Annotated in this window: 21 protein-coding genes; 11 read left to right on the top strand and 10 right to left on the bottom strand. The window is 55.7% G+C overall.

Annotated elements, in window-relative coordinates; genetic code table 11:
* The first annotated feature begins 342 nt into the window (after positions 1-342).
* Genes GR138_RS02885 through GR138_RS02875 form a run of 3 tightly spaced genes read left to right on the top strand, consistent with a single transcriptional unit; the run spans position 343 to position 5,790 of the window.
* Positions 343-1,101, top strand: coding sequence for an ImuA family protein (locus GR138_RS02885; RefSeq protein WP_160857093.1), 759 nt, complete (start codon positions 343-345; stop codon positions 1,099-1,101).
* Positions 1,019-2,533, top strand: coding sequence for a Y-family DNA polymerase (locus tag GR138_RS02880; protein WP_202402475.1), 1,515 nt, complete (start codon positions 1,019-1,021; stop codon positions 2,531-2,533). Before GR138_RS02885 ends, GR138_RS02880 begins: the two co-directional genes overlap by 83 nt.
* Positions 2,530-5,790 carry an error-prone DNA polymerase gene (locus GR138_RS02875; protein WP_160857091.1) on the top strand — a complete coding sequence of 1,087 codons (3,261 nt, stop codon included), beginning with the start codon at positions 2,530-2,532 and terminating at the stop codon, positions 5,788-5,790. The genes GR138_RS02880 and GR138_RS02875 overlap by 4 nt, the downstream gene beginning before the upstream one ends.
* A gap of 33 nt (positions 5,791-5,823) precedes the next feature.
* On the opposite strand, the gene GR138_RS02870 is transcribed toward GR138_RS02875, so the two are convergent.
* From GR138_RS02870 to GR138_RS02860, 3 genes are all read right to left on the bottom strand, one after another.
* Positions 5,824-6,312, bottom strand: a complete 489-nt coding sequence (locus GR138_RS02870; protein ID WP_160857090.1) for a GyrI-like domain-containing protein — start codon at positions 6,310-6,312, stop codon at positions 5,824-5,826.
* A gap of 81 nt (positions 6,313-6,393) precedes the next feature.
* On the bottom strand, positions 6,394-7,020 hold the full coding sequence (locus tag GR138_RS02865; protein ID WP_160857411.1) for a hypothetical protein: 627 nt from the start codon (positions 7,018-7,020) through the stop codon (positions 6,394-6,396).
* Positions 7,021-7,051: 31 nt separating this feature from the next.
* The gene (locus GR138_RS02860) at positions 7,052-7,372 is read right to left on the bottom strand and encodes a hypothetical protein (RefSeq protein ID WP_160857089.1); all 321 of its coding nucleotides are present in this window, start codon (positions 7,370-7,372) and stop codon (positions 7,052-7,054) included.
* A gap of 197 nt (positions 7,373-7,569) precedes the next feature.
* On the opposite strand from GR138_RS02860, the gene GR138_RS30195 reads away from it, so the two are divergent.
* The 4 genes from GR138_RS30195 (at position 7,570) to GR138_RS02845 (ending at position 9,352) form a co-directional block, all read left to right on the top strand.
* On the top strand, positions 7,570-7,746 hold the full coding sequence (locus tag GR138_RS30195; RefSeq protein ID WP_202402473.1) for a hypothetical protein: 177 nt from the start codon (positions 7,570-7,572) through the stop codon (positions 7,744-7,746).
* A gap of 3 nt (positions 7,747-7,749) precedes the next feature.
* Entirely contained in the window at positions 7,750-8,556 is an 807-nt protein-coding gene (xth, locus tag GR138_RS02855; protein ID WP_160857088.1) for an exodeoxyribonuclease III, read from the top strand.
* The gene (locus tag GR138_RS02850; protein WP_160857087.1) at positions 8,546-8,764 is read left to right on the top strand and encodes a hypothetical protein; all 219 of its coding nucleotides are present in this window, start codon (positions 8,546-8,548) and stop codon (positions 8,762-8,764) included. Before xth ends, GR138_RS02850 begins: the two co-directional genes overlap by 11 nt.
* Positions 8,765-9,019: 255 nt before the next feature.
* Complete coding sequence (locus GR138_RS02845) at positions 9,020-9,352, top strand: SPOR domain-containing protein (RefSeq protein ID WP_160857086.1); 333 nt, start codon at positions 9,020-9,022, stop codon at positions 9,350-9,352.
* Between the two features lie 400 nt (positions 9,353-9,752).
* Here GR138_RS02845 and GR138_RS02840 read toward each other — a convergent pair whose 3' ends face one another.
* Genes GR138_RS02840 through GR138_RS02830 form a run of 3 tightly spaced genes read right to left on the bottom strand, consistent with a single transcriptional unit; the run spans position 9,753 to position 11,404 of the window.
* Positions 9,753-10,943 (bottom strand): site-specific integrase, encoded by a 1,191-nt coding sequence (locus tag GR138_RS02840; protein ID WP_246200259.1) that lies wholly within the window; start codon positions 10,941-10,943, stop codon positions 9,753-9,755.
* Positions 10,909-11,175 (bottom strand): helix-turn-helix transcriptional regulator, encoded by a 267-nt coding sequence (locus GR138_RS02835; RefSeq protein ID WP_160857085.1) that lies wholly within the window; start codon positions 11,173-11,175, stop codon positions 10,909-10,911. Before GR138_RS02835 ends, GR138_RS02840 begins: the two co-directional genes overlap by 35 nt.
* A gap of 10 nt (positions 11,176-11,185) precedes the next feature.
* Entirely contained in the window at positions 11,186-11,404 is a 219-nt protein-coding gene (locus GR138_RS02830; RefSeq protein ID WP_160857084.1) for a helix-turn-helix domain-containing protein, read from the bottom strand.
* Positions 11,405-11,469: 65 nt separating this feature from the next.
* Between GR138_RS02830 and GR138_RS02825 the strand changes: the two genes are divergently transcribed.
* The 4 genes from GR138_RS02825 (at position 11,470) to GR138_RS02810 (ending at position 13,969) form a co-directional block, all read left to right on the top strand.
* Positions 11,470-11,913, top strand: a complete 444-nt coding sequence (locus GR138_RS02825; RefSeq protein WP_052201641.1) for a helix-turn-helix domain-containing protein — start codon at positions 11,470-11,472, stop codon at positions 11,911-11,913.
* A complete protein-coding gene (locus GR138_RS02820) occupies positions 11,910-12,263 on the top strand; it encodes a hypothetical protein (RefSeq protein WP_160857083.1) in 354 nt (117 codons plus the stop codon). Before GR138_RS02825 ends, GR138_RS02820 begins: the two co-directional genes overlap by 4 nt.
* 78 nt (positions 12,264-12,341) lie before the next feature.
* Positions 12,342-13,664 (top strand): HipA domain-containing protein, encoded by a 1,323-nt coding sequence (locus tag GR138_RS02815; RefSeq protein WP_160857409.1) that lies wholly within the window; start codon positions 12,342-12,344, stop codon positions 13,662-13,664.
* A gap of 17 nt (positions 13,665-13,681) precedes the next feature.
* Positions 13,682-13,969, top strand: coding sequence for a helix-turn-helix transcriptional regulator (locus GR138_RS02810; protein ID WP_160857082.1), 288 nt, complete (start codon positions 13,682-13,684; stop codon positions 13,967-13,969).
* A 73-nt stretch (positions 13,970-14,042) separates the two neighbouring features.
* Here the strand turns inward: GR138_RS02810 and GR138_RS02805 are convergent, their stop codons facing one another.
* The 4 genes from GR138_RS02805 to GR138_RS02790 are packed head-to-tail and all read right to left on the bottom strand — an operon-like array spanning position 14,043 to position 26,658.
* A complete protein-coding gene (locus GR138_RS02805; protein ID WP_160857081.1) occupies positions 14,043-17,663 on the bottom strand; it encodes an ATP-dependent DNA helicase in 3,621 nt (1,206 codons plus the stop codon).
* A 9-nt stretch (positions 17,664-17,672) separates the two neighbouring features.
* Positions 17,673-19,220, bottom strand: coding sequence for an AAA family ATPase (locus tag GR138_RS02800; protein ID WP_160857080.1), 1,548 nt, complete (start codon positions 19,218-19,220; stop codon positions 17,673-17,675).
* Positions 19,217-23,374, bottom strand: a complete 4,158-nt coding sequence (locus GR138_RS02795) for an Eco57I restriction-modification methylase domain-containing protein (protein WP_160857079.1) — start codon at positions 23,372-23,374, stop codon at positions 19,217-19,219. The genes GR138_RS02800 and GR138_RS02795 overlap by 4 nt, the downstream gene beginning before the upstream one ends.
* On the bottom strand, positions 23,371-26,658 hold the full coding sequence (locus GR138_RS02790; protein WP_160857078.1) for a helicase-related protein: 3,288 nt from the start codon (positions 26,656-26,658) through the stop codon (positions 23,371-23,373). The genes GR138_RS02795 and GR138_RS02790 overlap by 4 nt, the downstream gene beginning before the upstream one ends.
* Positions 26,659-26,777: the final 119 nt, after the last annotated feature.

Below are 26,777 nucleotides of genomic sequence, written 5' to 3'. Positions count from 1 at the left end.
CCCAACGATCCGGGATAGGCCGTCATGTCTTTTCCGGATCGTGTAGCGCGCGTCATGGTCAGTCAGCCTCGGCAGATTGAGGTGCAAAATGAGCTCTCTCGGCATTTTTGACAAGGTTGCATCTCGCCGTCGGAAAAAATCTTCAATAACGCCGGTCACTTAGCGCTTCTCCTTAGAGTCCTGATTCATCTAGGCTTTCGACCAAGATGGCCCTCTGTTTGCCCGGAATCGTCAGATTCAGCCGGCTTGACTCTGCTTTTAGATGGGAACAGAAGAAGAACGTCAACCATTTTTCAGGATATGAAGTCCTGTCCAACGCGAACCGAAGGAGGTCCGTGATCGATGTCGCACGCCCGGACTTCACGGCTAATCGATGATCTACGCGAGCGCATCGCTCACCTTGAGGGCGGCTCGACGCGCAAGGCCGCCGTGTTGCCCTTCGGCGTTCCGGATATCGATGATCGCCTGCCGGGCGGAGGCCTGGTCTGCGGAGCGATCCACGAAGTCGCTGGCGGCGGTTCCGGTACTGTCGATGGCGCGGCCGCCGCCCTGTTCGCCGCGGGAATAGCCGCGAGGTCAAAAGGAAAGGTCCTCTGGTGCCTGACGCGTCCCGATCTCTTTGCTCCGTCCGTCTCGCAGGCGGGTTTGCATCCAGATCGCGTTGTTTACTGCGAAGGCGACAAGGACGAGGATGTCCTGGCGTCAATGGAAGAAGGGCTGTCGTTCGGCGGCTTCGCGGCCGTCGTCGGGGAGCTGGTTCGCCTGCCTATGACAGCTTCCCGACGTCTTCATCTGGCGGCCGAGAAGACGGGGACGATGGGTCTTGTCGTCAGAAGGTGGCGAAGACAAACCGAGGCATCCGACTACGGGAACCCAACCGCCTCGACGACAAGGTGGCGCGTAAGCGTTCTGCCGTCGGAGCCGCTACCAGTGGCGGGCGTGGGGAGGGCGCGCTGGCTGGCTGAACTGATGCGGGTCAAAGCGGGCGAGTGTGCCGAGTTCGAAATAGGAGCCCCCGATGCCAAGGGTCGTATCTGTCTACTTCCCGTTTCTGCCGACCGACCGGATACGTCGTCATGGAGAGGGAGCCGTGCCAGCTGACCAGCCTCTTGTCGTCATCTCCCGGTCCGGGACAAAGCGATGGGTTTCCGCGGCCGACACGGCGGCGCGGAAAGTCGGCCTGCGTATCGGTATGTCGGCGAGCAAGGCGCAGGCCGTCATTGCTGGCCTGACGATGATGGATGCCGACCCCGTCGCGGATGCCGCCGCTCTCGAGCGCCTGGCTCTCTGGGCTCTCCGACAATACAGCCCGGTCGTCGCTGTCGATGGTACCGACGGCATTGTCATGGACACGGAAGGCGCGGATCATCTTCGTGGCGGCGAGGAGATGATGATCACAGGGCTTGTGAACATGCTCCGCGGGCGTGGCCTGACGGGGAGGGCCGCAGTGGCGGACACGTGGGGTGCGGCTCACGCGATCGCGCGACTGACGACTGCCGAGACCACGGTCGTTCCCATTGGCGGAGTGGCCAATGCCGTCGTCGGCCTGCCGATCCATTGCCTTCGCTTGCCACCCGACACTGTTCAGCGGTTACATGTCCTTGGCGTGGAAACGGTCGGTGAACTGTCGGCCATGCCGCGCGCACCGCTGACCCTGCGTTTCGGCCCCGAGCCGGGGAGGCGGCTGGACCAGTTGTTTGGCCGGGTCGCGGAACCGATCGAGCCGCTGCGGACCCCCGACCTCGTCGGGGTCTCCAAGAACTTCCAGGAACCGATCGGCGCGGCGGAAACGATCGAGAAGTATGTCCGCCGCCTCGTCGGACAACTGACCGCCGAACTCGAGCAGCGCGGGCTTGGTGTCCGACGGTCTGACCTCGTGATCCATCGCGTCGACAACACCCGCCAGTGCCTGCGGGCTGGCCTTGCCAAGCCCGTGCGCGATCCCGCCCGTCTATCCAAGCTCCTTTGCGACCGGATCGAAAAGATCGACCCCGGGTTCGGCATCGAGCGTCTGGACCTCGTCGCCGTCATGACCGAGGTCCTCGAAGAAAGGCAGGTGGCGTCGTCGCTGATAGAAGAGGATGTCGTCGATATCACGCCCGTCATTGATGTCCTCGCCAACCGGGGTCAGCGCCTGTATCGCCTGTCGCCCGTCGCATCGGATGTACCCGAACGTTCCGTCATGCGGATCGCGCCCACCGCGCCGGAAACCGGGGCGGACTGGGCCGTGAAATGGCCGAGGCCCTCGCGCCTGTTCGCGCACCCCGAACGTATCGAGGTCACCGCGCTCCTGCCGGACCAACCGCCTGCGGTCTTCACCTGGCGTGGCAAGCGTCGCCGCGTGAAGCGGGCGGACGGACCCGAGCGGATATTCGGCGAATGGTGGCAACGCCCCCGCGAGATGCAGGCGGTTCGCGACTACTTCGTCGTCGAAGACGAGCAGGGGGAGCGATACTGGGTCTACCGCGCCGGCGATGGCGTCGATCTCGAGACAGGCTCCCATCTCTGGTTCATTCACGGTGTCTTCGGATGAGGTACGCCGAACTCCAAGTTACCACGCACTTCTCGTTCCTTCGCGGCGCGTCGAGCGCCGAGGAACTGTTCACGAAGGCCGCCGAGCTTGGCATCGACGCGCTCGGCGTCGTGGACCGCAATAGCCTTGCAGGCATCGTACGCGCATGGGAGGCTGCCAAGACGACGAAGGTCCGTCTTGTCGTCGGCTGCCGTCTCGACCTCGCGGACGGCATGTCGATCCTCGTGTACCCGACCGATCGGCCTGCGTACTCGCGACTGACCCGCCTGCTGTCACTCGGGAAATCTCGAGGAGGCAAGGGCAAGTGCATCCTCGATCTCGCAGACGTTGAAGCATACAGCGAGGGCCTGATCGCTGTCCTTGTCCCGGACGAAGCCGACGATGTCTGCGCGGGACAGCTACGCAAAATCGCCGCCGTATTCGGTGATCGGGCATATGTGAGCCTCTGCCTTCGTCGTCGCCCCAATGATCGACTTCGTCTGCACAACCTCTCGAACATGGCAATCCGGCACAAGGTCAAGACGGTCGTTACCAACGACGTCCTGTTTCATGACCCCAGCCGTCGCCAGCTGCAGGACATCGTGACATGCATCCGAAACCGCACGACGATCGACGACATCGGCTACGACCGCGAGCGCCATGCCGACCGGTTTCTCAAGCTCCCCGAGGAGATGCATCGCCTGTTCTCCGAGTATCCGGAGGCTTTGGCGCGAACACGGGAGATCGTGGATCGCTGCAAGTTCGATATGTCCGAACTCCAGTATCAGTATCCCGAGGAAGCAATCGTACCGGGTCTCGATGCGCAGCAGTCGCTGACGAAATTCACTTGGGAAGGTGCGGCTGACAGATACCCCGAGGGCATCCCCGAGAAAGTCCGCAAGGCTATTCTTCACGAACTCGAACTGATCCGGGTGATGAAATACGCCCCGTACTTCCTGACCGTCTACAGCATCGTCAGGTTCGCGAGGTCCAAGGATATCCTGTGCCAAGGCAGAGGCAGCGCGGCGAATTCGGCGGTTTGCTATTGCCTGGGCATCACCTCCATCAATCCCGAGACGGGCGACCTCCTGTTCGAACGCTTCGTATCCATGGAGCGTAACGAGCCGCCGGACATCGATGTGGACTTCGAACACAACAGGCGTGAAGAAGTCATCCAGTGGATTTACGAGACCTACGGCCGCTCGAGGTCCGCCCTTTGCTCGACCGTCACCCGCTACCGGGCGAAGGGCGCGCTGCGCGATGTCGGCAAAGCTCTCGGACTCCCGGAAGACCTGATCGGCCAGCTGTCGTCCGGCATCTGGGGATGGTCGAAGGATGGCGTTGGCGAGAAGCAGCTCCGCGAGAACAACATGAATGCGTCGGACTACCGTCTCCAGCTCGCACTTGATCTCGCGAGCCAGCTAATGGGCGCGCCACGACATCTCGGCCAGCATCCCGGCGGTTTCGTCCTCACGCAGGATCGCCTCGACGACCTGGTGCCGATCGAGCCGGCCGCGATGGACGACCGACAGGTGGTCGAGTGGGACAAGGACGATATCGAGGCCCTGAAATTCATGAAGGTCGATGTCCTGGCGCTCGGCATGCTCTCGTGCATGGCGCGCTCGTTCGAGCTGCTCGCCGAGTACAAGGGCGTCTCGATGGGACTGGCCGACATCGAGCAGGAAGACCAGCGGACCTACGCGATGATACGCAAAGCCGACACGCTTGGGACTTTTCAGATCGAATCCCGCGCGCAGATGGCCATGCTGCCGCGGCTGAAACCGAGGACATTTTATGATTTGGTCGTGCAGGTGGCGATCGTCCGCCCCGGGCCGATCCAGGGCGATATGGTGCATCCCTACCTTCGACGCCGCGAGGGCAAGGAGAAGGTCGAATACCCGACGCCCGAACTGGAAGCCGTTCTCGGAAAAACCCTCGGAGTACCGCTTTTTCAGGAGTCGGCGATGAAGGTGGCCATGGTCTGCGCCGGGTTCTCTGCGGGCGAGGCGGACCAGCTCAGGCGTGCCATGGCCACGTTCAAGTTCACGGGCGGGGTCAGCAAATTCAAGGACAAACTGGTCAGCGGAATGGTGAAAAACGGTTACACGGCCGATTTCGCCGAGAGGACATTCAGCCAGCTCGAGGGATTCGGCAGCTATGGGTTTCCCGAAAGCCACGCTGCGAGTTTTGCTCTCATTGCCTATGCGTCGTCATGGATGAAATGCTGGCACCCCGACGTCTTCTGCGCCGCCTTGATCAATAGTCAGCCGATGGGGTTCTATTCGGTCGCGCAGATCGTCACCGACGCCCGGCAGCACGGTGTCGAAGTCCGCCCCGTCTGCGTAAACGCTTCAAGATGGGATTGCACGATGGAGCGGATCGGGGAGACGGACCGTTTCGCCGTTCGCCTCGGCATGCGGGTGGTGAAAGGACTTTCGCAGAACGACGCCGCGAGGATCGTCCTCGCCCGCGCGGATCACCCCTTCGAAAGCGCGGACGATATGTGGAGGCGTTCGGGCGTGCCGACGGCAAGCCTGGTGAAACTTGCGGAAGCCGACGCATTTCTGCCGTCCCTGAAACTCGAACGCCGTCAGGCGCTATGGGATATCAAGGCACTTCGAGACGAACCGCTCGAGCTATGGGCAGCTGCCGCCGAACGGGAGGCGCGGACGATCTCGGAAACGCAGGAACCCGAGGTCGTACTCAAATCCATGGCGGAGGGCAGGGAGGTCGTCGAGGACTACTCGCATACGGGGCTGACATTGAGGGCGCACCCGATGTCGTTTCTCCGGTCCGATCTCAGAGCCAAGCGCATCGTCACTTGTGCCGAGGCGATGGGCGAGCGCGACGGGCGGTGGCTTTGGACTGCAGGACTGGTCCTCGTCAGGCAGCGCCCGGGATCGGCCAAGGGCGTCATGTTCCTGACATTGGAAGACGAGACGGGGATCGTGAACGCCGTCGTATGGCCGTCACTGTTCGAGAAACAGAGGCGGGTTTTGATGACAGCCAGTATGATGGGCATTCACGGCAAAATTCAGCGTGAGGGCGAGGTAGTGCATTTGGTGGCCCAGCGCCTGTTCGACTTTTCGAGCGACCTATCTGGCCTCGGGGAGCGGGATGGAGAGTTCCCGCTGCCTCATGGCCGTGGTGACCAGGTCAAGCATGGTGGCGGACCTGATCCGCGGGACAATCCGAAGCCTGCGGTGCAAGCCCGGGACATCTACATTCCGGATTTGCACATCGACACTTTGCGGGTGAAGTCTCGGAACTTTCATTGATTACCGGAGGCCTGATTACGCCGGTCGCACTGCTCAGGCGACCTTGATAAGGATCGTCGTCACGAGTTTCGCAGGGTCGTCTTCTATCGAAGGGTTGTTCTCGTGGACTTCGAGGCGGCAGGCGAAACGATCACCTTGCGGCGTAGGTTCGACGTCCCATTGGACACCTGTCTCCTTGGCCCATCCGATCAGCATTGCGGTCGCGTCGTAGAGTCCGTCGTATGACCCTGTGTAGGTCATACTGACGAACCGACCCTGCGGCAGTGTGCCGCTAACAAGGCGTCCCGTAAGAGGAATTGCGGCGTCAGTCGTCATGCCAACCTCGATCTCCAGTCTCGGCATGTCGATGAGGTTGAACTTCACGAACTCCATACCGTCGGGCTTCACTCCCGCCTTCTCGAAGGCACCGAACAGCTCGTCGAACGCCGGGTCCATCTCCTCGGCGAACGGGATCGTCACGGGAAGGCGGACGGCAATGTACGGCTTCGGTCCGAACTCGATGGTTTTGGGCATCGTCAACATGATCTCTCTCCTAAGCTCTTGATGAAGGACGAACGAGGAGACCGAGAACCAACACTGCACCGCAAATTTTTGTAAGTACTGCTATCGCAACAGGCCCTCGCGGTCGAACTCGGCCCAGTCATCGAGAGACGCGGATGCGTCGCCCGCCTTCCTGCTCGCAGACCCATTCTTCGACTGTTTGTTCAGTGAGCGCGTCAGCTTCGCTTTGTACGCCGCTCGACGTCTGTTCTCGGCGGCCGCCGCGATGTCGTCCTCTCGCCACTCGTCGACCGTACCGTTGTTTAGGAGTTCCTCTACGACACGGGGATCGAAGACGTGGAAGGTAATCTGCTTGGCACGCCCCGCCAGTCGCACGGTCCGCGTTCCGGCGCTGGGGAGGCGTCCGTCGGCGAGCCAGCGGTGCCTCTCGCCCTGCTTGATTGTCAGGATGTCCTGGATTTCCCGCGGAATGACCGGCAGGCTTTCGATGTCTTTCACGGCCGTCGAAACTATACCGACGGCCGCCTGAAACTCGGTTTTAGCCGACGACGGCATCGTGAGCACGATCTCGCCGCTCTCGAGAACGAGCGACTTCCTCGACGACATGGGCAGCCTTGCGCGCAGCTCCAGCAGAATGCCCTTCGCGCGCACCGCTGATCCTAGAGTGGCGGCAGGGGTCAAGGTCCACGTCCTCAGGAGTTCGATATCGCTGGGTTTGTCTTTCGTCATACGGGGGAAATGGGTGCCGATGCGGATGAAGTCAACGAGCATCGGCGAGCCGGGAATACCAGCCGACGTAAGGCGTGTTCTTGATCATATGTCGATTGAGATCGGGTGTTCCGTCGTGCCACCACACCGGGCCGCGCTCGCCAAGAGCGACCTTTGCATCGTCTACCCGTCTGCGGGCCTTCGCGATCTCGTCCGAGTTTCCCTTCGCGTCCCGCACAGCGCGGCGCGCGGACATGAGGTCGTTGACCAGGCGCTGACGGTGGTCCTCGGCGAGCGCGGGGTTGCTCTTGCGCCAGAGGCGACCGCGGACGACGAAATATCTGCCGTCTGGTGTATCAGGGTACTTGCTCACGTCAACCTCCTGTCTTCGTAGGAACTTTCCAGTGAGCCATAGGTTTCCATGCACGAGGTCGCGGCGTGTCAAGCCGACGCGATGGGGATGGTGAACACGGTGATTTTTCGGCTTTCTCACCGTGGCCAACGAATAGGCAGGCGAGCGCCCCACCCATCCGCCGCGATCTCGACTATGAATCAATGGAGGACAGACCCATGTCGAAACGCGAGCTAATCGATACCGGAACCGACAAGCGCTACGTGCGCCGGGACGAGGACGGCAAGTTCAAGGAATCCGTGGATGTCAGCCGATCATTGTCGGCTGACAAGCGGCATGACGCCAAGCACGAGGCCAAACCGGGCGAAGGTGACAAAGGCGATCACAAGCGCTGATCCGTGAAAATCGCGACCTATAATGTCAACGGGGTCAATGGTCGTCTCGAAGTCCTTTTACGCTGGCTCGACGAGGCGTCTCCCGATGTCGTGTGTCTTCAGGAGTTGAAAGCCCCGGACCCCAAATTCCCCGCCAAGGCGATCGAAGCCGCAGGGTACGGTGCTGTTTGGCATGGCCAGAAGAGCTGGAACGGTGTCGCCATTCTGGCCAAGGAATCAAAGCCCCTGTTGACCCGTAAAGGCCTGCCGGGTGATCCCGACGACAGCCAGAGCCGCTACATCGAGGCAGCCGTCGAAGGCATGGTGATCGGATGTCTCTATCTCCCGAACGGCAATCCGTACCCGGGTCCCAAATTCGAATACAAGCTTGCCTGGTTCAAACGCCTTGCCGACTACGCCGCCGAGCTTATGGAACTCGAAGTGCCTGTCATCCTTGCGGGCGATTACAATGTCATGCCGACAGAGCTGGACGTTTACAAACCGGAGCGATGGTTGGACGACGCCCTGTTTCGCATCGAGGTCCGCGGAGCCTTTCGTGAGCTTATCGGCCAGGGATGGGTTGATGCAGTCAGGGACCTCCATCCAAGTGAGCGCATCTATACGTTCTGGGACTATTTTAGGAATGCCTACGCGCGAGATGCTGGTCTGCGCATAGACCACTTCCTTCTCAGTCCCGATGTCGCCGCTCGCCTTTCAAGAGCGGGCGTCGATAAGCACGTACGCGGGTGGGAGCATACGAGCGACCACGCCCCAGTGTGGATCGAACTCTCGAATAACCGGACGGCAAGGAGAAAACGCAATGGCCGATGACTGGAAGGTGACACTCGCCGACGATCTAGCGCAGCTGGTGGACAAGGCGGTGACCCGCGGTGCAAGACAAGCGGAAGTATATGCGGTGATTGCCAGCGAGATGGATCGCTTGAAGGTGGCCGACGACCGTGACCCCGATCCCGCCGATAGCCTCTCGGAGAGGGCGCTTGAGGAACCTGCGAACGAATGGCCTGCAGCCGATAAATAGGGCAGGCCGCTACACACCTATCGATATCTGGCCGTGGATATCTGTTTCAAAACCACATCTGATTCTGGAACAGCTATTAGCGGGCACTGCACCTTGTTGTTTCAAAAGGCGGCCGTAACCTGCAACGGATTGGAAGGCGGGCAAATCGGTAAGCGCCTAAGGTTGTTAGTTTTTAGCTCCGTGGACCAAAGCCAGTGTACCCGTTGCGCCGGCGAAATCTGAAAGTCACCCTTTAGAGGAGGATTTGAGGGCGGTATGTACGATTTCACCGAAAAGCAGGGTAATCCAGTGGATTTTATGTTGAAGGCGTTGGCCCTCAGCGACGAATGCGGCAACGTTCGCACGTTGGTCGCCCAGATAAACCGTAACCACGCGACCATCATAAGTACCGCGACTCAAGATCAATTAGAAACCTATCGTGTACTACTCAGCCGAGCAGAGGCAGCCTCCGAGGCCGAAAGGATATATGGCTCTGGTAGCCAATTAAAACTCTCACACCCCCACATCAGGCAGCTAATCATGAGTGGTCTGCTTGACTTGCGCCAGACTATGGGGTCCACCGTCCCCGCGCTGAATCTGGCTAGCTGAGCGAAGCCGGGGCGCTTTTCTGAATAGTGGGCTTTACCTCGGTATTGGTCCTATAGTCTTCGTCGGCAGCTCCGATGGCTGCTTCTGGGGATGGGTAAATGCCAGGCAACAAGCCGAACGGCCCAACGACTATAACACTCAGATAGCCGCTGACATCTCGACGGGCGAATAGTCTAAAGACACTCGTGGCACCCTCGCTCCAGCCTGAGAACAGCGTAGCCCGCCATAATCGTCACGAAGTTCCGAGAATTTTCCCTTTGTTATCAGGCAACTGTGCGGTTGTTCAAGGGAATGTGGCGGTGAATGGCCATCGGAGCAGAGGTATGTGGCGGCTCATCCAAGTGGTTGTGGCGGCCACGGCGCTAAGCGATTGATTTATGGTAGGCGTCGGTTCAGACGTTTATGGCGGGCCACATCTGTCTTCGGACGTTGTTTTTCCATTGTTTTTTCCTCGATTTGTCTCACCCGAATTCCGGCTCGATGAAAGTGGGACATTATTGCGGGCCACGTAGATTTTACGGCGCTCGAAACCGGCATCGATGATGCGCTTGGATTGGGCGGTTTTCGTGTAGTGCTGCGCCATCTTGGAATCAGACCAGCCAAAGATCGCCATCAACTGATGTTCGGTAGCACCTGCCTCGGCGAGTATGGTCGCGGACGCCTTTCTGAGGCCGTGCGACGAGCATTCCGGCAAATCGGCGTCGTTGCACCACTGGCGCATCTTGTTGCCGAACCCGTTGCCGCTGAAGGCCTTGCCGTATTCGGTGATAAGGAAGGTTGGCTGATCATGCGTGATCGCGTCCAGCGCCTCGCGTAGCTCGTCTGTGACAGGCAGGCTGAGCGACTGAGCATATTTGCCGAAACCCTTCTCCGGCATGAATTCGATCCGATCGCCGACCAGGTTCCGCCAGCCGAGTTTGACGAGATCAGAGCGTCTGATGCCCAGGTTCAGCATCAGTTCCATTGCAAGCCGAGCTGTGGAGCCGAGCGGATACGCTGCACGATAGCGCGCCAACTCCGCTTCGCTCCAGGTGTGGAAGCCGGGTGATTTATGGATTTTAGTGACACCGTTCGCGGGGTTGAAGGTCGCCAGCTCGGCGCTGATAGCCCAATTGAACAGCGCCTTCAGATATTTCACCAACTTGTCAGCCGCGCCGGGCGTGCCGCTGCGCTTCATCTGGCTAGCTTCGATGTCGGATTTGCGGATCTTCTTGAACGGCAGTTCGCCCACATTGACGCAATAGCGATTGAGAACGCTCTTCTTGTCTTTCTGCGTGGCTGGAGACTGGCTTTGAAATGCCTTGGACCGATAATAGGTCTCGACCAGCCAGCGAACCGAGCCGGGCTCCAGTCGCGAAATAGGCACGGTTTTCTCGCCACGATCGCCAGCCAGCACGCGGTGATATTCCTCGGTAAACGCCTGGGTGACACTGCCCGCCTCGTCCAGATAAGCGGACGTCATCCGATATTTCGGCATGCCCGGCAGGCGGAGATAGAATCGCTCGTTGCCGTGCCGATCGATATCCCGTGAGCAGTATTTGAATGGGACGCGCCGATCACCCGACCGCATAATCAAACGGGTTTTCGCCATCGTCTTCGTCTCCGCTCAAGCCCTGTTCTTTGATGTTGTACCAGGACGCGCGGATTTCCTCGGCATCCCAACGGCGCAAGGCGCCGATCTTCACGCCTTTCGGCATAAGGCCACGGCGAACCCAGTCATCAAAGGTGCCCGTCGAGACGTCGAGAAGTTCCGCCGCACGGATGCGGCTGACCGCGACCTTGTAAATGGGCCGTGGGGCCAACGCTTCAGCTTGCTGCTTCATGTGCCGCTCCTCACGCTCTGTAGGCGATGTCAGTAAGTGCCAAAGCCTTCTGCTTGGGCTCGACCATATTCGCCGCAAGATACTCATCCACTGCGTTTTCCGGCAGGAACAAACTTCCTCCGATCCGGATATGCCGGATTTCCTGCTTGGCGATCAGGTTTCGGATGCGAGCAACCGGCCATCCGGATCGATCTGCGAGTTGTTTGGGAGACAAGAGTTGTGCCTGCATTGGAAATTCACCTCCAACTGATGATAGAGTGATATGAGTGCAAAAGAATCACATCGATCCTCAAAATGCAACGCGATTATCAGAAAAATAATAATTCGACGCAAGACACCCTGCTCATTCAGATGGGCAAACGTTTGGCGATGATCCGGGAAAACTCGGGACTGAAACAGATCCCCTTTGCGGAAGCGCTTGAGGTCTCCCAGGGCGGCTACAATACCTATGAGCGCGGCCAACGCGAGATTCCCGTTCGCGTACTGCGCTCGCTCTACACAAAGTTCAACGTCAATCCAGTCTGGATGATGACCGGGGAAGGCAGCCCGTACAATCGTGACACGGTCGACCTCTACCACGAGGTCACGAACCAAGTTGATGCATTTATCGTGCGGGAAAACTGTCAGGTGGAACCTGATAAGCGCTTGAAGCTCATCCGGTTCCTAATCGACTACGCCGAACAGCACGGCGAATTCACAGAGGAAATTGCAGAAAAATATCTGAGGTCAGCAATATGAGTAAGTCGAGCTTTGAAAAGAAAATCGAACAGGGTTTCTACGCGATCGGACGCCAGCGCGATCAACTGGCCTCCGAAAAGCGAAGGTTGGCGAGGCAATTGCGCTATGCCCAACATTCGGCCCGGCTTGCGAGCCTTTCAAAGCAATACGATTTCGGAATGGTCTTCTTCGCCGCAATGGGAGCTGTCTTGCTCATTGTGTTTGATGGAAGAAGCGGCTCCGATGCTTGGTTGACACCGGTGCTGAGCCTTTCCCTCATGCTGTTCGCTTGCGCCAATGCATTGCGTGGCCGAAAGATGGTCAGCCGGATCAGAAACTTCAATGACCGTTTCGGTAGCTGGCAGTTTTGACAGCAATTATTTAACCCACTTTGATGGGTTGAATAATTTCGAAGAATGCATTATTTGAACCATTTAGAGGGTCAATTAATGCGCCTAACGCTCCAAACCCATTTTGACGGTGAGTGGCATCACGCCGCGACACTGGAACTTAAGGACGACGCGGCCGGCTTCCAGGGCGCGTCGATCGTCGATTACGATCTCGACTATTTCGTCACCGTGGCATCGGCGGAGTTTTCTGCTGGAAACACGGTCCGTGATCATCGCGCCTTATCCGTCCGTTATCCCGTCGATCTCGAAAATCGATATAGCCGTAGCTGGCCGCCCTTCCTCTTGGATCTTATGCCCCAAGGGCATGCAAGGCGAAAGCTTGCCGAGCACCTCGGCCTTACTGAAGGCTCGCGCGCTTCTGATCTGCCCCTGCTTCTCCGATCGGCGACTGGCGGCATAGGCAATATCCGCATCAAAGAAGCGGCGGACGCCGAAGCGGAACGGCTGCGCGGCGTTGAGCGCCAAGGGGTTACAGAGGCGGAAATCCTTGAACGATCAGACCGCTTCATGGAAGTCGCCGACCGTTTTGGAATGCTCGCTTCAGGCTCAAGCGGCCTGCAGGGCGAATGGCCGAAGGTCTCAATGACCCAGGCGACTGACGGGCTCTATTACCCCGACAGCTTCGTCAGCGATGATGAGGCCGTGCGCCACGTTATCGTCAAGCTGGTACGCAGCAACGAGCCGGTAGACCGACTGATCCTCGAAGGTGAAGCCCTCTATTCGCGGATCGCTCAAGAGATCGGGCTGAATGTCAGCGAACCGTCGACCTATGCCGAGGGCGTCCTTATCATTCCCCGTTTCGACCGGAAGAACAAAGAAGGCCGCGGAACCGTTAGGCTGGGTCAAGAAAGCCTGGTGTCCGCGATCGGCGTTGCCGATTTCGGCCATGTCGGCACGCACGAGGCCTATATCGACGTTCTCCGCCAATATTCGGCTGATCCCTTCGCAGACATTGTTGAATACCTGAAGCGCGACATCGCCAACCTGGCGCTCGGCAATCCCGATAATCACGGCCGAAATTCCGCATTGAGCAAACACCAGGACGGCACGATCCGCCTGTCTCCGCTGTTTGATTTCGCGCCAATGCGGCTCGCCAAAGAGGGAATCGTTCGTTCCACCCGCTGGGCCATGATGCGTGACGGTGGTCGCGATCATCTTCCCGATTGGAAGCACATTTGCGCCGAACTGATGCCTGATCCTGCGGATCAGAAAGCGCTCGCAGCTACGCTTACCGAGTTTGCCGAACACCTGCGCCAGACTCCGGCCATGGCGAAAGATATGGGAGCATTTCCGGACATTCTGGACCGTGCGATGGGACGCTGTATCGAGATTGCAGATAGCGTTTTGGCGGCATGCCACTGATGACGAAGGGCAACTAAATGGCTCGCTGGAAGAAGCCGACGAAAGAAGAGATTCTGGAAAACCGGCGAACACTGGCGGAACGTGCTCGAACTGGGGATCTAAGGCTGCCTGGCGCGGTTGCAGAGATCCGTAAGGGTTTTGGCATGACGCAAAGTGAGTTTGCCAACACGCTATCGCTTACTAGGCGCCAAGTTGCTGAGATAGAAGCTGGCACTGCAAATCCGACGGTTGAAACGTTGGATAAAATAGGGCGGCTATTCGGTTTCGGAGTTGGCTTTGTTCCGCGGAACCGGGAACAGCAATAGCGCGAACAGAATAGCGAACCAGATTGCGAGTACGTCTGACGCCTTGATTGAACTCCAAGGAGGTGACAACCAACTATTTGAGTCGAATTTCCTCGATCTGACTTTTCGCTTCTGAGCTCAATTGCCCACTTTCCAACGTCTCGATCAAGCGGCCTGGAAAATGTGTCATGTACCACTGTTTCTTAAGGTCGCGATGCGCCGCGTAGCCCTGGTCGGACAACATGCCCCAATGCTCCCAGTAGTATTTTTCTCCACCAATTCGAAGCGTGAAATCAGGCAAGAAGAACGTTCCGTCTTCAGCGTAAAGCGGCTCCTCGTAGGTGAAAGGCACGCCAGCTTGGTGGAGTAGATTTGCGATGATGACCTCGGATTTCGAACGAACCATGTCGCCGCTCAGCGCCTCATGGACCTTCCCGCTTTGATACCAATCACTTCTCGCCAACAGGCGGTCATCGACTGTTCTAAAGTGCCCGAATAGCGAAGACGAAACCAGCAAGCTTTGGGCGTTTTCCTTCCTTCGCGCTTCAAGCAATGGCGAAAGATTTCCCTGGATATAAAGCTGACAATGTGCTTGCGCGCGCGTTAACGCTGTATAGAGCAGCTCTGCTGAAAGCGGCCTGCGCGAAGCCGGTAGTATGACGAATGTACGAGAAAACTCGCTTCCCTGCGATTTGTGTATCGAAATTGCGTAAGCGAGTTCAAGGTTATTTTCGACGCTCTCTGAGGTGAACTTTCCCTTCGTTGAGGTAGGAATCTCGCGTCCGTAATTGACGCAGATCTTATCTTTCCGCGCAAATTTCACCTGAAATCGCTTAAGTCGTTTTTTGCTGTAACCGGAAAAGACCTTCTTCAGATCGGCTCGATCGAAGTTGTGTGGCTCAACATACCCGATCTCCCCGTTAAACAACTCAACTTGACGAGATTTTCCCAGAGCAAAATCGTAAGCCCAAATTCCCCGGCGGGATGTCCTGTTCTGGATCTGAATCACCTTGTCGTTCAAGGTAATCCCATCAACAGCTCCCACTCTATCAATCAGATCATTGGTGAGGATTGATTGCAGCTCGATGTTCAATGCCTCGACGCCGTGTAGCTCCCCGCGATGTGGCGTTAAAACCTGAAGTCCTTCTGGTTTGTTTTGCATGACTTCATTTCGCCAAAGCTTGTATATTTGATCGTCGTCGGCATCACCTGGAAGAACAGAGACTATATCAGCAACCAAACTCGCGACTAGTTCATCGGCGGAATTCCAATAGACCACGTCCAGGTCTTCATCGATCTTGCCGCCCTGATGCACTTTCTGAAGGAGTTGTTCAGCCGCAGGCGAAGTCTGCTCGCCGTGAACAGCAGAATCCACCAGGAACAACTCGGCGAGACCGAGTATGCCCTGGCCTTTTGCATCGAGCCGATTTTCCATCTGGCGCATATTGGTTTGTAGTACCGCCAGGTTGGGTGCTCCGGCCTTGCGTAGCCATTCGATGATGTCGGAAAAGACGCGTCCGCGACCGATGGGTGGGAGTTGATTATGATCGCCTACCAGGATCAGTCGTTTTACATTCTGCCATTCGATAGACCGGAAAAAGGTAGCTGCGAGGGCCAGGTCGAGCATGGATGTCTCGTCGATAACAATCGTGCCTTCGAGATCAGCGCATTTTCCTCCCCATCGTTTGAATGTGAGGTTGTCGTTGAGCCATCCGTTTGATGCCAGGAATGAATGGATTGTCGAGACGTTGACGCCGCCAATATTGTATCGCTCGAACACTGCGCGCACGCGATCAGTCGCCTTGCCGGTGGGTGTCATCACATTGATCGGTGCTCCGGTACCTTCGACCTGGCGAATGGCTTTAACGATGGCGCGGATAATGGTGGTCTTGCCGGTTCCCGCGCGGCCGGAAACAACCGATAACGGCAACCTGAAGATCTGGGAGCACTGGCCAGCCTGAGCTTCCACTGCCAGCCGGTATTCGTCGCCGCCCTTTTTGGCCAATGAGGACTCATCGTCGGAAACGGCACGAAGCCAAAAACCCTCCGGAACCGGGCGTGGAAGCGTGATCGGCGGCCGATCAAAAAGCTCGGTCAACGTTTTGTCTACAGTCCTTTCGTCCTGGAAGACATGCTTCAAATAGAGATAAAGCCTATCTTCTTCCTTTCTCAGCACCAGCGCCTTTTCAAGAGGCTCCCGGTCAACTTCGAAATAGCGCAGACTGAAATTTTGCCGTTTCCATTCGGGCAACCGATCCATGCGCGCATTGATTTCTTTGAGGATGATGTCTGCCGGGCGAAAAGTTTGGTTCGGCTCGCGCTTCAATTGCTCAACACAAAGGGAGCGCAGTCTTCGAGGATCGTCATTGAGCATGTCGCAGAGGACCTCGCCGCCCAACTCCGGCGATGGGAAGACACCACGATCAATCGTGCTCCAAGGAATAATATCGTCAGGCCCATCACCGATGAAAAACTCGCTCAACAAATACGGGTCTTCAACGATGGATGACAAGCTCTCCGGAAGGCCATGCGCGGCGCGCTTCTGTCCGACGATGCTCTGCAATTGATCAAGGTAGAGGTCAATCCGAACCGCTATCGTCTTGAGAAAGGCCTGTACATCATCCTCAAGCAATTGCCAGGAGCGCGACACCCGCTTTAGAGCAAGGCCAGTGAGTTCCAGTTCGGGGCAGTCTTTTCCGGCCTCCAGGGCATTGAAGAATAGCTCATAGGCCTTCTTCTCCTCACCACGATCACAATACCACTTGCCGTTTTTGATAGAGCCGCCTGCATCAAGAAGGTCCATCACGGTCAAAAGTCCCGGATACAGGCCGCGACGCTTCCAGAGTTTCGCGATCTGGGCTTGCACCCACTTGGCGCGAGCATCCCAGTCTTCATTGGTGTCACCGACTTCCTTTAGCCGCGCTATGACGTCGAGCATCTGCTCAAGCATGCCGATGGTTACGTCGTCGGTGAGATGACGAGCCCCATATTTACAGCTAGCAGGATTTTCCGGTGTGACCAAAAGCCTGTCTAGAATTTCGGGCCGATGACGGTAAGCATGATAGGGAATGCGAAAGCCTTCGTTTGGATAATGCGATGTTACGTTTCGCGCCCATATCATGCCATCCGCATAATTCTGACGAACATAGTCAGAGGGATTGGAATAGAAGAGCGGCTTTCCGATCTGCTTCACGCGAGAAACGCCGACTATGACGTACTTCGGATCGTTTTCGTCGGTAAACGGGTTGGAATGGTTGGCGTAGTAAAAGATTAGGCTCTCGTCCTCCTCCAGCTCCGCAAAAAACTCGTCAGCTCCCACCCGGCGCTTGTTATTGTCGAGGCGGCCATCGGTGTATACTTCCTCACCATACATGGCCTCGTATGGCCAAACGCAGACTGAAGATGGAGGAATATCCCATTCTTCGCGCTCCGCACCGCCGTAGAAAAAATCGGGCGGATTGGAATAGCCGCGAATGGCATCCGGCCCAAAGGCGTTGATGCTATATATGCAGGGCGGCAAATTATCGCTTTTCAGCTTACAGACGGCTTGTCCAGAACAGGCTTTCTCCTGTTCCAGATCGCGCTCCCGATGGATCAAATCCCCGGGAAAGGATTTCATGCCGACGCAGTAGGTGTTCTGTTCGGGTTTCGAGCAGATCCTCCCATTCCATCCATCATCGTGCCAAGCAACGCGCGCGGTGAGGTGAATGGTCATGGCTAAATCCTAATTGAGTGCCGCATTTGATATGGCTGCACGTAATTCTTCTATCCGAGTCAACGCGGCTGTCACTTCCGCCGTCGAAGGGCTTGGTGCTCCATCATGGCTTTGTGGGTTGAGAACGCCGGTTCGCATCGCGCGAAGATCGGCCACAACTGGCTTCAAGGCTGCTCGGGACAGTTTTGCGTCGATCCAGGCGTCGATCGCATCAAGAAAATCGTCTGTATTTACATCCTTCGGGTCAACCTTGAACCGCAGTTTTAAGCTTCGCTTTTCTGCAAATCGCCGGAGGCACCCTTCAAATGCGCGCCTGGCACTGTTTGCGGCGGCTTCGATGCTAGATGTTTTCAAGAGGTTAGCATCAGAAAGCGCATCAGCTACTACATCGCCGTTGTGCCTTTTCACCGTAGGCGTCGCCTTGCCATTGTTCCCATCAGCTTTTACTTCAATCCACTGCCAGGGATCAGTCTTCTTGAAAAAGTCCTTGGCCATGTCAAACCAAACGCGATCATGGGTCAGGATGACAATCTGCCAGTCGATGAAATACTTCTGCAGAAGCCTCAAAACCGGCATGCGGTTATCATGGTCTAATCCAATTAGCACATCATCTAGGACAAGCAGTTTCAGCCGGTTGGCTCCATCGGTCGGCACACAAGCGAGGCGTCCCGCGAGATAGATTGCCAATGCAAGGGCCGATAGACGTGCCTCATTGAGAAAGTTCTGCGGGATATGTACCCCGTGCGTGCCGAATACCACCTCAGGATAAAGCGTCTGCCCCCGGATTTCACGATCTCGCTTGAACCATGCATGATTGTAGGTGACTCCGGAAAAAGTCATGGAGTCCACCGTGACGGCATCGCCGATCAGTTCCGTTAAAAGACCTGCCAAGTGCGGTTGCAGTGCGTCCAAGGCGCCCCGTAGCCCTTTGCTGAAAGCAGAGCAGTTCTCTGTTATCGAATCCAGCTTATAGTTGTAGTTGGAAGGAATGCTTCGTTTAGTTTTGCTCCAAAGCTCCCCAATTGTTGTGTTCGTACCGCCTTCGACGGTGATCGGGAAGTCGTGGAGAATCCGCTCGACAACGATGTCAAACAGGTTCGGCCGATCATCACCATGGATATAGTTTGTGTCGAGCAAAGCGCGATAATCGAGGACTGATTTTCGTATTGCCGTCTCAACGACACGAGGATCAGACCCCGTAAACGCAGATCCTGGGTGTTTTGCCTTTAGCCAATCGACGGCCGGCGTGCCGTCATTGAACCTTACGCTAATCCTGAACTCGTTGTCGGCATTGGCGTTGAAAACATTCTTTATCGTCTCGAACCTGGGAGCCGACTTTGCAAAGAAGTGCCGCAAAGCTTGGAAAATCGATGTTTTGCCAGATCCATTCTCACCATAGATCAGAATGTTTTTACCCTGCAGGTTGAGGGCTACTTCATGAGGGAAGGCACGGAAAGCACATATGGACACCGACTCGATACGGAGCGGATCTACAGCCGGTGCGGCTGGGGCGACTGCTACCATTGGCGCCGGCGCCGCTGCTTCTCCCTCACTCATTGCTCGCCCTCGATGATACGGACGACATCAATGGCGCGCAGATCGAAGAGCATTCGGTAGATCTCATGTGACGGTACAAAGAATTCGCGAGCGAGCGCCTCTGCCATATCCTTCAACACGTCGCCCTCGAGGCCGGAGAGATTGCTAAGGCCGAAGCGATCACAGGCATCGAATAGGCGTATGTTGCGAGCATGCAATTCTTCCATAAAGAATAGCTCGTATACCAGCCCGTTGAGAAGCTGTTCAAACCGCGGATCCTGATGACCGGAGCTTAAGATACCGGTCAATGCTTCGATTTGTGCCTTCTGTTTCTCTTGAGCGGTAGGAATGGGAACCGTCTCGACATACATCGGCTTGAATTCAAAAAAGCCGCCCTGTTTACTGGAAAACGTCTGCCGCGTTAGCCACCAGGAAACGCTGGAATTGAGAATGCCGAGCAAATAGCGCCAATCTTCATGCGCAATAATGCTGGTCTTGTCGTTGCTGAAAAATCCTTTGGTGTCTGGAGCGTAGTCCACCTTATTCTGTATTGCAGGGACGATGATTTTCGACTTTAGGAAAGCTTCCCAATAAGCAACGTTATCCTGAATCTCAAACCACTGATACGAACCAGCCTTCCGGCCATCCCATTTCTCGTCGTCATTCCAATTTGACGGTTTTGGTTCTAGTCGCTCGCGATAGGCAAGTAGATGATTACTAATTGCCGGATAGGCTTCGATCTCAACGCCGCGCCGGGTAAAAATCAGCCACAAATCCTGTGGCTCTACCTTCCATCGCTTCACATCTCTGCCGCGAAGAAAGGGCTTGATGATGTCCGCCGACTTTGGATCTTCTTGGATTAAACGGTCCTTGGTCTCGCCATCGATTACGAAGGCATCATTGAATCCCGTTTTGATACCGTAATACAATCGGCCTTCAACATATTCGCCAAGAGGCTTACCCGCCTTACGAATGCGTCCCAATAATTTGCGCTTAACCTGCGGTTCTAGTTGCCACCCTTTGGCATCATCCAACGCCTTCTGGGGCACCTGAAACGCATGGCTACGGAAGAGCTCCGGGAATTCCGAAATGTCTTTGCGCCCCAGGTCTGCTGGCCAGTTCCAGGCAAGGAGAATATCTTTCTCGTTCGGCGCAGCTACCACTTTGGCGCGCTTGGACGCGACGATAATTGTGGGGTAGGCAATCGCATCGAAGACATCGGCATCACCGAAATCGATGATAGAGCGAATTTGCGCGTTGCGGCCAATCCATCGACGAATGTTTTGGCCATAGGCGGCGCGGTACCATTTGTTCGAAGTAATGAATACGAAGGAGCCGCCAGGCTGTAAGAGGTCCAGCCCGCGCTCCATGAAGTAAACCAGATAGTCCGCTGTGCCTGCGAAACTCTGGTACAGTCCATAGGCATTTCTGCGACGCTTGTTCTCGTCGGCTCTCTGTTTGAAGTATTCTTTGTCCCCGCCGATTTTTTCTTGCCGCACATAGGGCGGATTTGCCATGACGATATTGAACTGCTCGCGCAGCCCGAACATCCATTCCGGATCGAAGAAATCTGCCGAAGCATTCTGATCAAACGGGTCCCACCGGGCAATTTGCTTTGCAGTTTCCTCAGGTAGGTCGTGGGTCTGGCTGAGCAGGTCGGAGAGCTTCTCACGAAGCTGGTTGATCTGCTCTTTCGCCTTGTTTTTTGTCCGCCGGTTGCGCGCGCCAAAATATCGTTCGTTCGCATCCACCAGCGCTTTTTCGGTAATGTCGATTTCGGGGTTGCGAAGCAGGTCGCCCTGACCTCGCTCGATGGGTCGTAGGGCATTGGCCGCCACCAGACGGGTTTCCAGGTTTGGCAGCGGTGTGATGTTCAGATTGTCTGCGTTTTCGTCGATTTTCTGGCTTACCACCAGCGAGATAAAGAAACGCAGCTTGGTAATCTGCACGGCGATCGGCTGAATGTCGACGCCGTGAATGCATTTGTCGATGACATAAAGCTTGCGAGCATAATCCGGGAAATTGCTGGTCTCGGAAAAATCTCGGTCGAGCTTTTCGAGCTGATCCTTTAGCGCTTCGATCTGCTCGCTCTTCGCGCCGATATCCGGGCTCTGCTCGGCATGCTGTAACTGCCGGACCAACGGTTCTCGGAGCGCAGCTTTCCAGCGCCTGTTGTCTGGATCGAGGCGCTTCAGAATATGGATTAGCTTTTGCAAAAGACCCATAGGAAAGGCGCCAGAACCACAGGCTGGATCTATGGCCCGAACGCCTTCGATCCGCGCGATTAGCGCATCTTTTTCTGACTCCGTGAAATCGTATTCTGTGTCCTCATAGCTCAGTAGCGCTCGGAGCCGCGCATCGGTTGCGGACGAATCTGTCCCCTCGCTGCTTGCATCTCCTGCGCCACTATCGCGCGCCAAATTGAGCCCACCAGGAACCGAACCGAGATCGAAGGTCTCATTGATGTTCCTGTGTCTCTGGATACCCCGATCCTCGGGCTGCTTCCGCGTTGCAAGAGCCGGCCTCAAATAACCGACTAGGGCTTCATCGACCATGTAGTCGACGACCACGCGCGGTGTGTAGAAGGAGCCGGACTTCTTGCGGGCGGTTGTGGAAGTGTCCTCGTTGTAGCTGGCGATCAGGTTCTCGAAAACCTTGCCCAAAAGTTCCGGATCGAGTGCCACTTCCTCGTCATATGGCGTATTTTCCTCGACCGTGAACTTGTAGCTCTCGAAAATACGGATGATGCCATCGACTTTGTAACCAGTTTTGTTCGTGCCGTTGGCCTCATTCAATGGAGTGTCGACGTCATCTCCTTGTTCAGCTACCGCGAAAAAAACCTTGTTTGGTACGTGAAGCGTATTCGACTTGCGCTCCGAAAAGCCATCAGCACGAATAACCTTCTGACTGCCCTCCATGCTGATCCACTTGTTGAGATCATCATTTCGGGCCAACTCGGCATCCGACACTTCCCGGTCTAGACATTCGAACAGACCACCATTGAGGAACGGAACCTTACGAAAAATCTCCAACGCCTGATCGGGCTGGCGAAAGTCTTGCCTGTAGCGAAGAAAGGTCGAAATCAGGTAATCAGGTGTCCGGCCGCTTTCTGCAGCATCAGATCGCCAATTTCGCCCGTCACCTTCCATTTGGGTGTTGAGGGTCGCAAAGAACAGGTTCTGGAGTATCGCCTTGTAATAGGAGCTCGCTTCGCGATGCTTCTCCGGGTCCTGAACCAACATTTCTCGTAACTGGCTGGCATTGAAAAGTGCGTCCGGTACCAGACCCTTTTCCTTGATGAACCAAACGAAGATCAGGCGAGTCAGGAGGCGAATCACAGAAATCTGATTGAGCTTATGCCGTTCTTCAGCGCCAACCTTCTGTTCCACCTCCCGTGCGACCGGGAACATGACCTGGGGGTGATCCTTCGTGCCCACGGCCCAAAGATACCAGTCGGAGAGACGCCGATAAAAGCGCTTGTTGAGCTCCTCGGCTGAGAGGATCTCTGTCCAAGCCTTATAGAGGTCATCGAAATTGTTCGGCGCCTTCTTGGCGGTCACACCTGCCCGAATATGCAGGTCTGTCAGGATGTCGAGGTGGGCTCGATGTGGGCGTTGGAGATCGACGTCCTTGATGAGAGCGACTTTTCGCGTTGGCTCAATCACGTCACGCGAATTGTCTTTCTTATTGGGGCGCCGGGGGATGACTGAAAGCGTCAGTTTTCCGCCATATAAGAAGATGATGATCGCAGGCATCGGAAAGAGACGGTTCACCGCGCGGGTGATTTCCGCGAGCTCGGTGCGCGTCCAATCGCGATCCTCCAGATTGATCGTTAGGAAAACGAAAGACTCGATAATGCTTCGGTGATAGTCGCTTTCACCGAGAACGAGATCCTTCTGCCCCTCCGCAAGCATAGGTAGTTCGTCATTCGTAAGCTGAAAAACGAAGTCCGCGCCCTTCCAGCGATGAGTCTGCGCGTGCTCAGATGTTGCCAGCCTTCCGTCACGGTCAACGATTGACAAAAACTGCGACACGCTCCCGTCCAAACGAATGGTCTTTTCGCTGGTATAGCCGAGCGCGCTTAGGATCGCGCGCGCGCCCTCGCGTGGTGCGGCGTGATGGAAGCTGCCTAGCGCCTGCTTGATTGTTTGCCTCTGCCCCGCCCGATCAATCATTTTCTGTATGCTTCGCCTTCTTTAATGACCAGCCACGTGATCAGCTCGAACTCGGTATCGGCTTTACCCGCGTTCGGCTCAAGGACCAATCGGCCCCCACGTTCTGACAACATGTTTCCAATGTTTCTCGATGAAAACTGGGAGGTGATACTATCAATAGCCTTTCCGAGAAGCGCTTCGTAGACGGTCATATTTTGTCCGCCCTCCGTCTGCCGATCGAACATGGCGTATAGGTCGTGATAGGCATCTTTCTGCCCAAGGCAAAGCGCCCGATAAACGTCGAGAACCTGTTTGGCCTGTGCGAAACTATAGGCGACTTCCCCGTTGTCCCGCACGTACACAAGATAGAACGGCTGCAAGGGATTCACCGAGCTGCGGTCTTGCTGATCGCGGAGATCGCGCAAGCAATAAATGACCCCCGGTGTGACAGCCGCATATCCAGGGTGCGGAGGTACCATACCGAAGACGCCATTCGGCAATGCCGGCTCTCGCCGCTGTTTGTGGAAATTGCTAAGTTCGCGCCGGAAATCCTCAAGGGTGAAGTTGCTTAGAGCGACGCTTTCGGTGAAGTCCTCAAGATCGACCACTTCATCCTTCAAACGCAGCAGCTGCTTATCGCGATATCGCATGTCCTCGCTGATCAGTTCTTCGAGACCGGCCACGCCAAGGATATTATCATCGCTGGTTGCGGAAAGATCCACCAAAGCCATGCGAGCTTCGACGCGGCTCTTCAGATTGATGTATTTATTGAGATCATCGGTCGGCCAGAAGTTAACAAGCTGAACTTCTTTGTTGCGACTCCCGATCCGATCGATCCTGCCGAAGCGTTGAATTATTCTGACAGGGTTCCAGTGAATGTCGTAATTGATCAACAGATCGCAATCCTGAAGGTTCTGGCCTTCAGATATACAGTCCGTGGCTATGAGAATGTCGATTTCGCCGTCTTTGGGCATGCCGCGCATACCTTCGCGCTTCTTCGATTTGGGCGAGAAATTCACGAGGATTTCGTCGAATCGCGCCCTTCCAAAGGTTGCCTTGCAGCCGCTTGCGCTTCCAGTCACGAGGCCGGAATTCGTGCCGAATTCCTCCTGGGCCCATTTCTCGATCTGGGTATAAAGGTAAGTCGCGGTATCAGCAAAGGCTGTGAAAACAATCACTTTTCGGATAGCGTTTCCGTCATGATTGACGGACGGATTGCGCATCTTCTCGGAAATCAGTTCTTTGAGCTTCAAGAGCTTGGCATCACGATCTGGTCCGACATCCTTCGCATGCAACCGGATATCGTTGAGCTTGACGCGATCTTCCTTCAGCATCTTTAACCAGTCATCGACCTTAAGATGGTCAAGACTGAACCGCTTTGCTCCGCCGACTTCCGAGGGATCGGGATCGTCGTCTTCGAAAAGATCGAGTGTTTCCTGAAACTCCGCGACGTCCACCTCAGCATTTCTGTGCGCCCGCTTGTAGTCCAGCAGTCGGCGTTCAAGCGCCTCAATTCGTTCGATCGTCCGATCCATAGTGATCATGAAGGAATGGATCGAACTCTCTAGGCGCTTAAGGAAGTTCACCTTCATCATTCCAATTAGGAATGTTTCGCGATCCGCCTGAGTGAAATTGCGGACAATGCCGTCATCGTAATGATGTGCAAATTCCTGCTTAAGGAACCGCGCGGGGTTGAAGACAGCCAGTTGGTACTTGCTGATCTGCTCGTTCAATCTGTCATAGGATAGGAACTGGTCCTTGGTATCAATCTGCGGGAAGACTGATATTGGCTTTGCTCGCTTGGGAAACTGGCCGATCTGCTCCAGTGAGGCGCTGTAGTAGCGCTGAATGTGCTTACGCGAGCGCGCTATTGAGAGGCCGTCCAGTAGCTTAAAAAGCCCGGACGGCAAACGTTCCATCAGACGTGCGACATCGCGTTCTTTGGAGCGACTTGCCCAGTCGGCAAACACCTTTTGCGAACTAGCGAGCAAATCTTTGAGGTTGCCGATGCCGAGCGTTTCCGAAAACGCGCCGTCTCGATTTTCCGTAATGAAGTAAAGCTGGCTTCGCAAATCCTTTAGATCGTTGTTGACCGGCGTTGCCGAAAGCAGAAGCACGCGCGTCTTTGCCCCCGATTGTATGATATCGGTCATTAATCGCTCATATCGCGATTTTCTGATCAGTTTGCCGTCTTCGTCACGTTTCCCTTTCGAATTGTTTCGGAAATTGTGGGATTCATCAATGACGACGAGGTCGTAATTTCCCCAGTTGATGCGAGAGAGGTCAATGTTACCAACATGACCACTCTCCCGAGATAAATCGGTGTGCGAAAGTACAGTATAACCGAACTTGTCTCTCAGAAACGGATTAATTTCGCTGTTGTTCTCTGATCTGTATACTGTCCAATTGTCTCGCAATTTCTTTGGGCACAGCACCAAAACGGATTTGTTTTTTGACTCGTAGTACTTAATTACAGCCAGAGCGGTGAATGTCTTTCCGAGACCGACGCTGTCTGCGACAATACAACCACCATATCGATCCAACTTTTGGACCGCTGCCTTCGCGCCGTCTTTCTGAAAATCAAACAGCGTTGTCCAGATCTGACTGGTCGTGACTGCAGCGTCATCTAGAAGTCCGGCAACGGTATCGTCGGCATCGAGGTAGTTAAAGATCTCCGATAGTGTTTTGAAGTAGATCTCTTCAGGACTGTGATTCTGGAAAATCGCTTTAAGCGCCGATATTACCTGCTGTTTGACGTCGTATGTAAGCTGTTGATCTGACCAAAGTTCATCAAACCACGCTCTTAAATCGTCACGATCGCGATCACTATCCACGACCAGATTCAGCTCGATGTTCGATTTCCCGAATATTCCGAGACCGCTGAGCGTGAAGTTAGAGCTGCCGAGCATTGCATGGTCACGCGAACCATCATCAATATGGTAGAGTTTTCCATGAACCAGTCGTTCACGGACAGACCGTATCTCCGCAATGCTTTCGAGCCAATTTGCACACTCCCTCGCAACAAACCGGTTTTTGAGGCCCAACTGTAGGGTGTGTTTTTCATTCGCCGTCGTTATTGCGAAGGCAGCACCTTCGCCGCCCAAGCTTTCCGCAGACAAATGCGGCTCACCGAACAGAAAGCGCATTTCATGCAGATCAGCCAGCTTCTCCCGGAGGGAATAGTACGCATACATTGAAAAATAAGCCGAAACTGCGCGAAGAGAGCTGCCCTTCCTCAATCTATGCTGAAGAAATTCCGAAGCGGTGCTTCGAATGTAGTTGTCCCTCAGGCCGGATACCGTCATTTCTGCAATCCAAGATACCGCATTATCGAATCAATCATAGATTACGTTTCCCAATTGAGCGACGGTGATTCAATACTAATTCATTTTATTGAGGGACCTATGCTGCGCGTAATGAACGA

It is taken from the genome of Shinella kummerowiae (genome assembly GCF_009827055.1).
GTDB classification, from domain to species: Bacteria; Pseudomonadota; Alphaproteobacteria; order Rhizobiales; family Rhizobiaceae; genus Shinella; species Shinella kummerowiae.
This window is presented reverse-complemented; position numbering and strand designations above follow the sequence as displayed.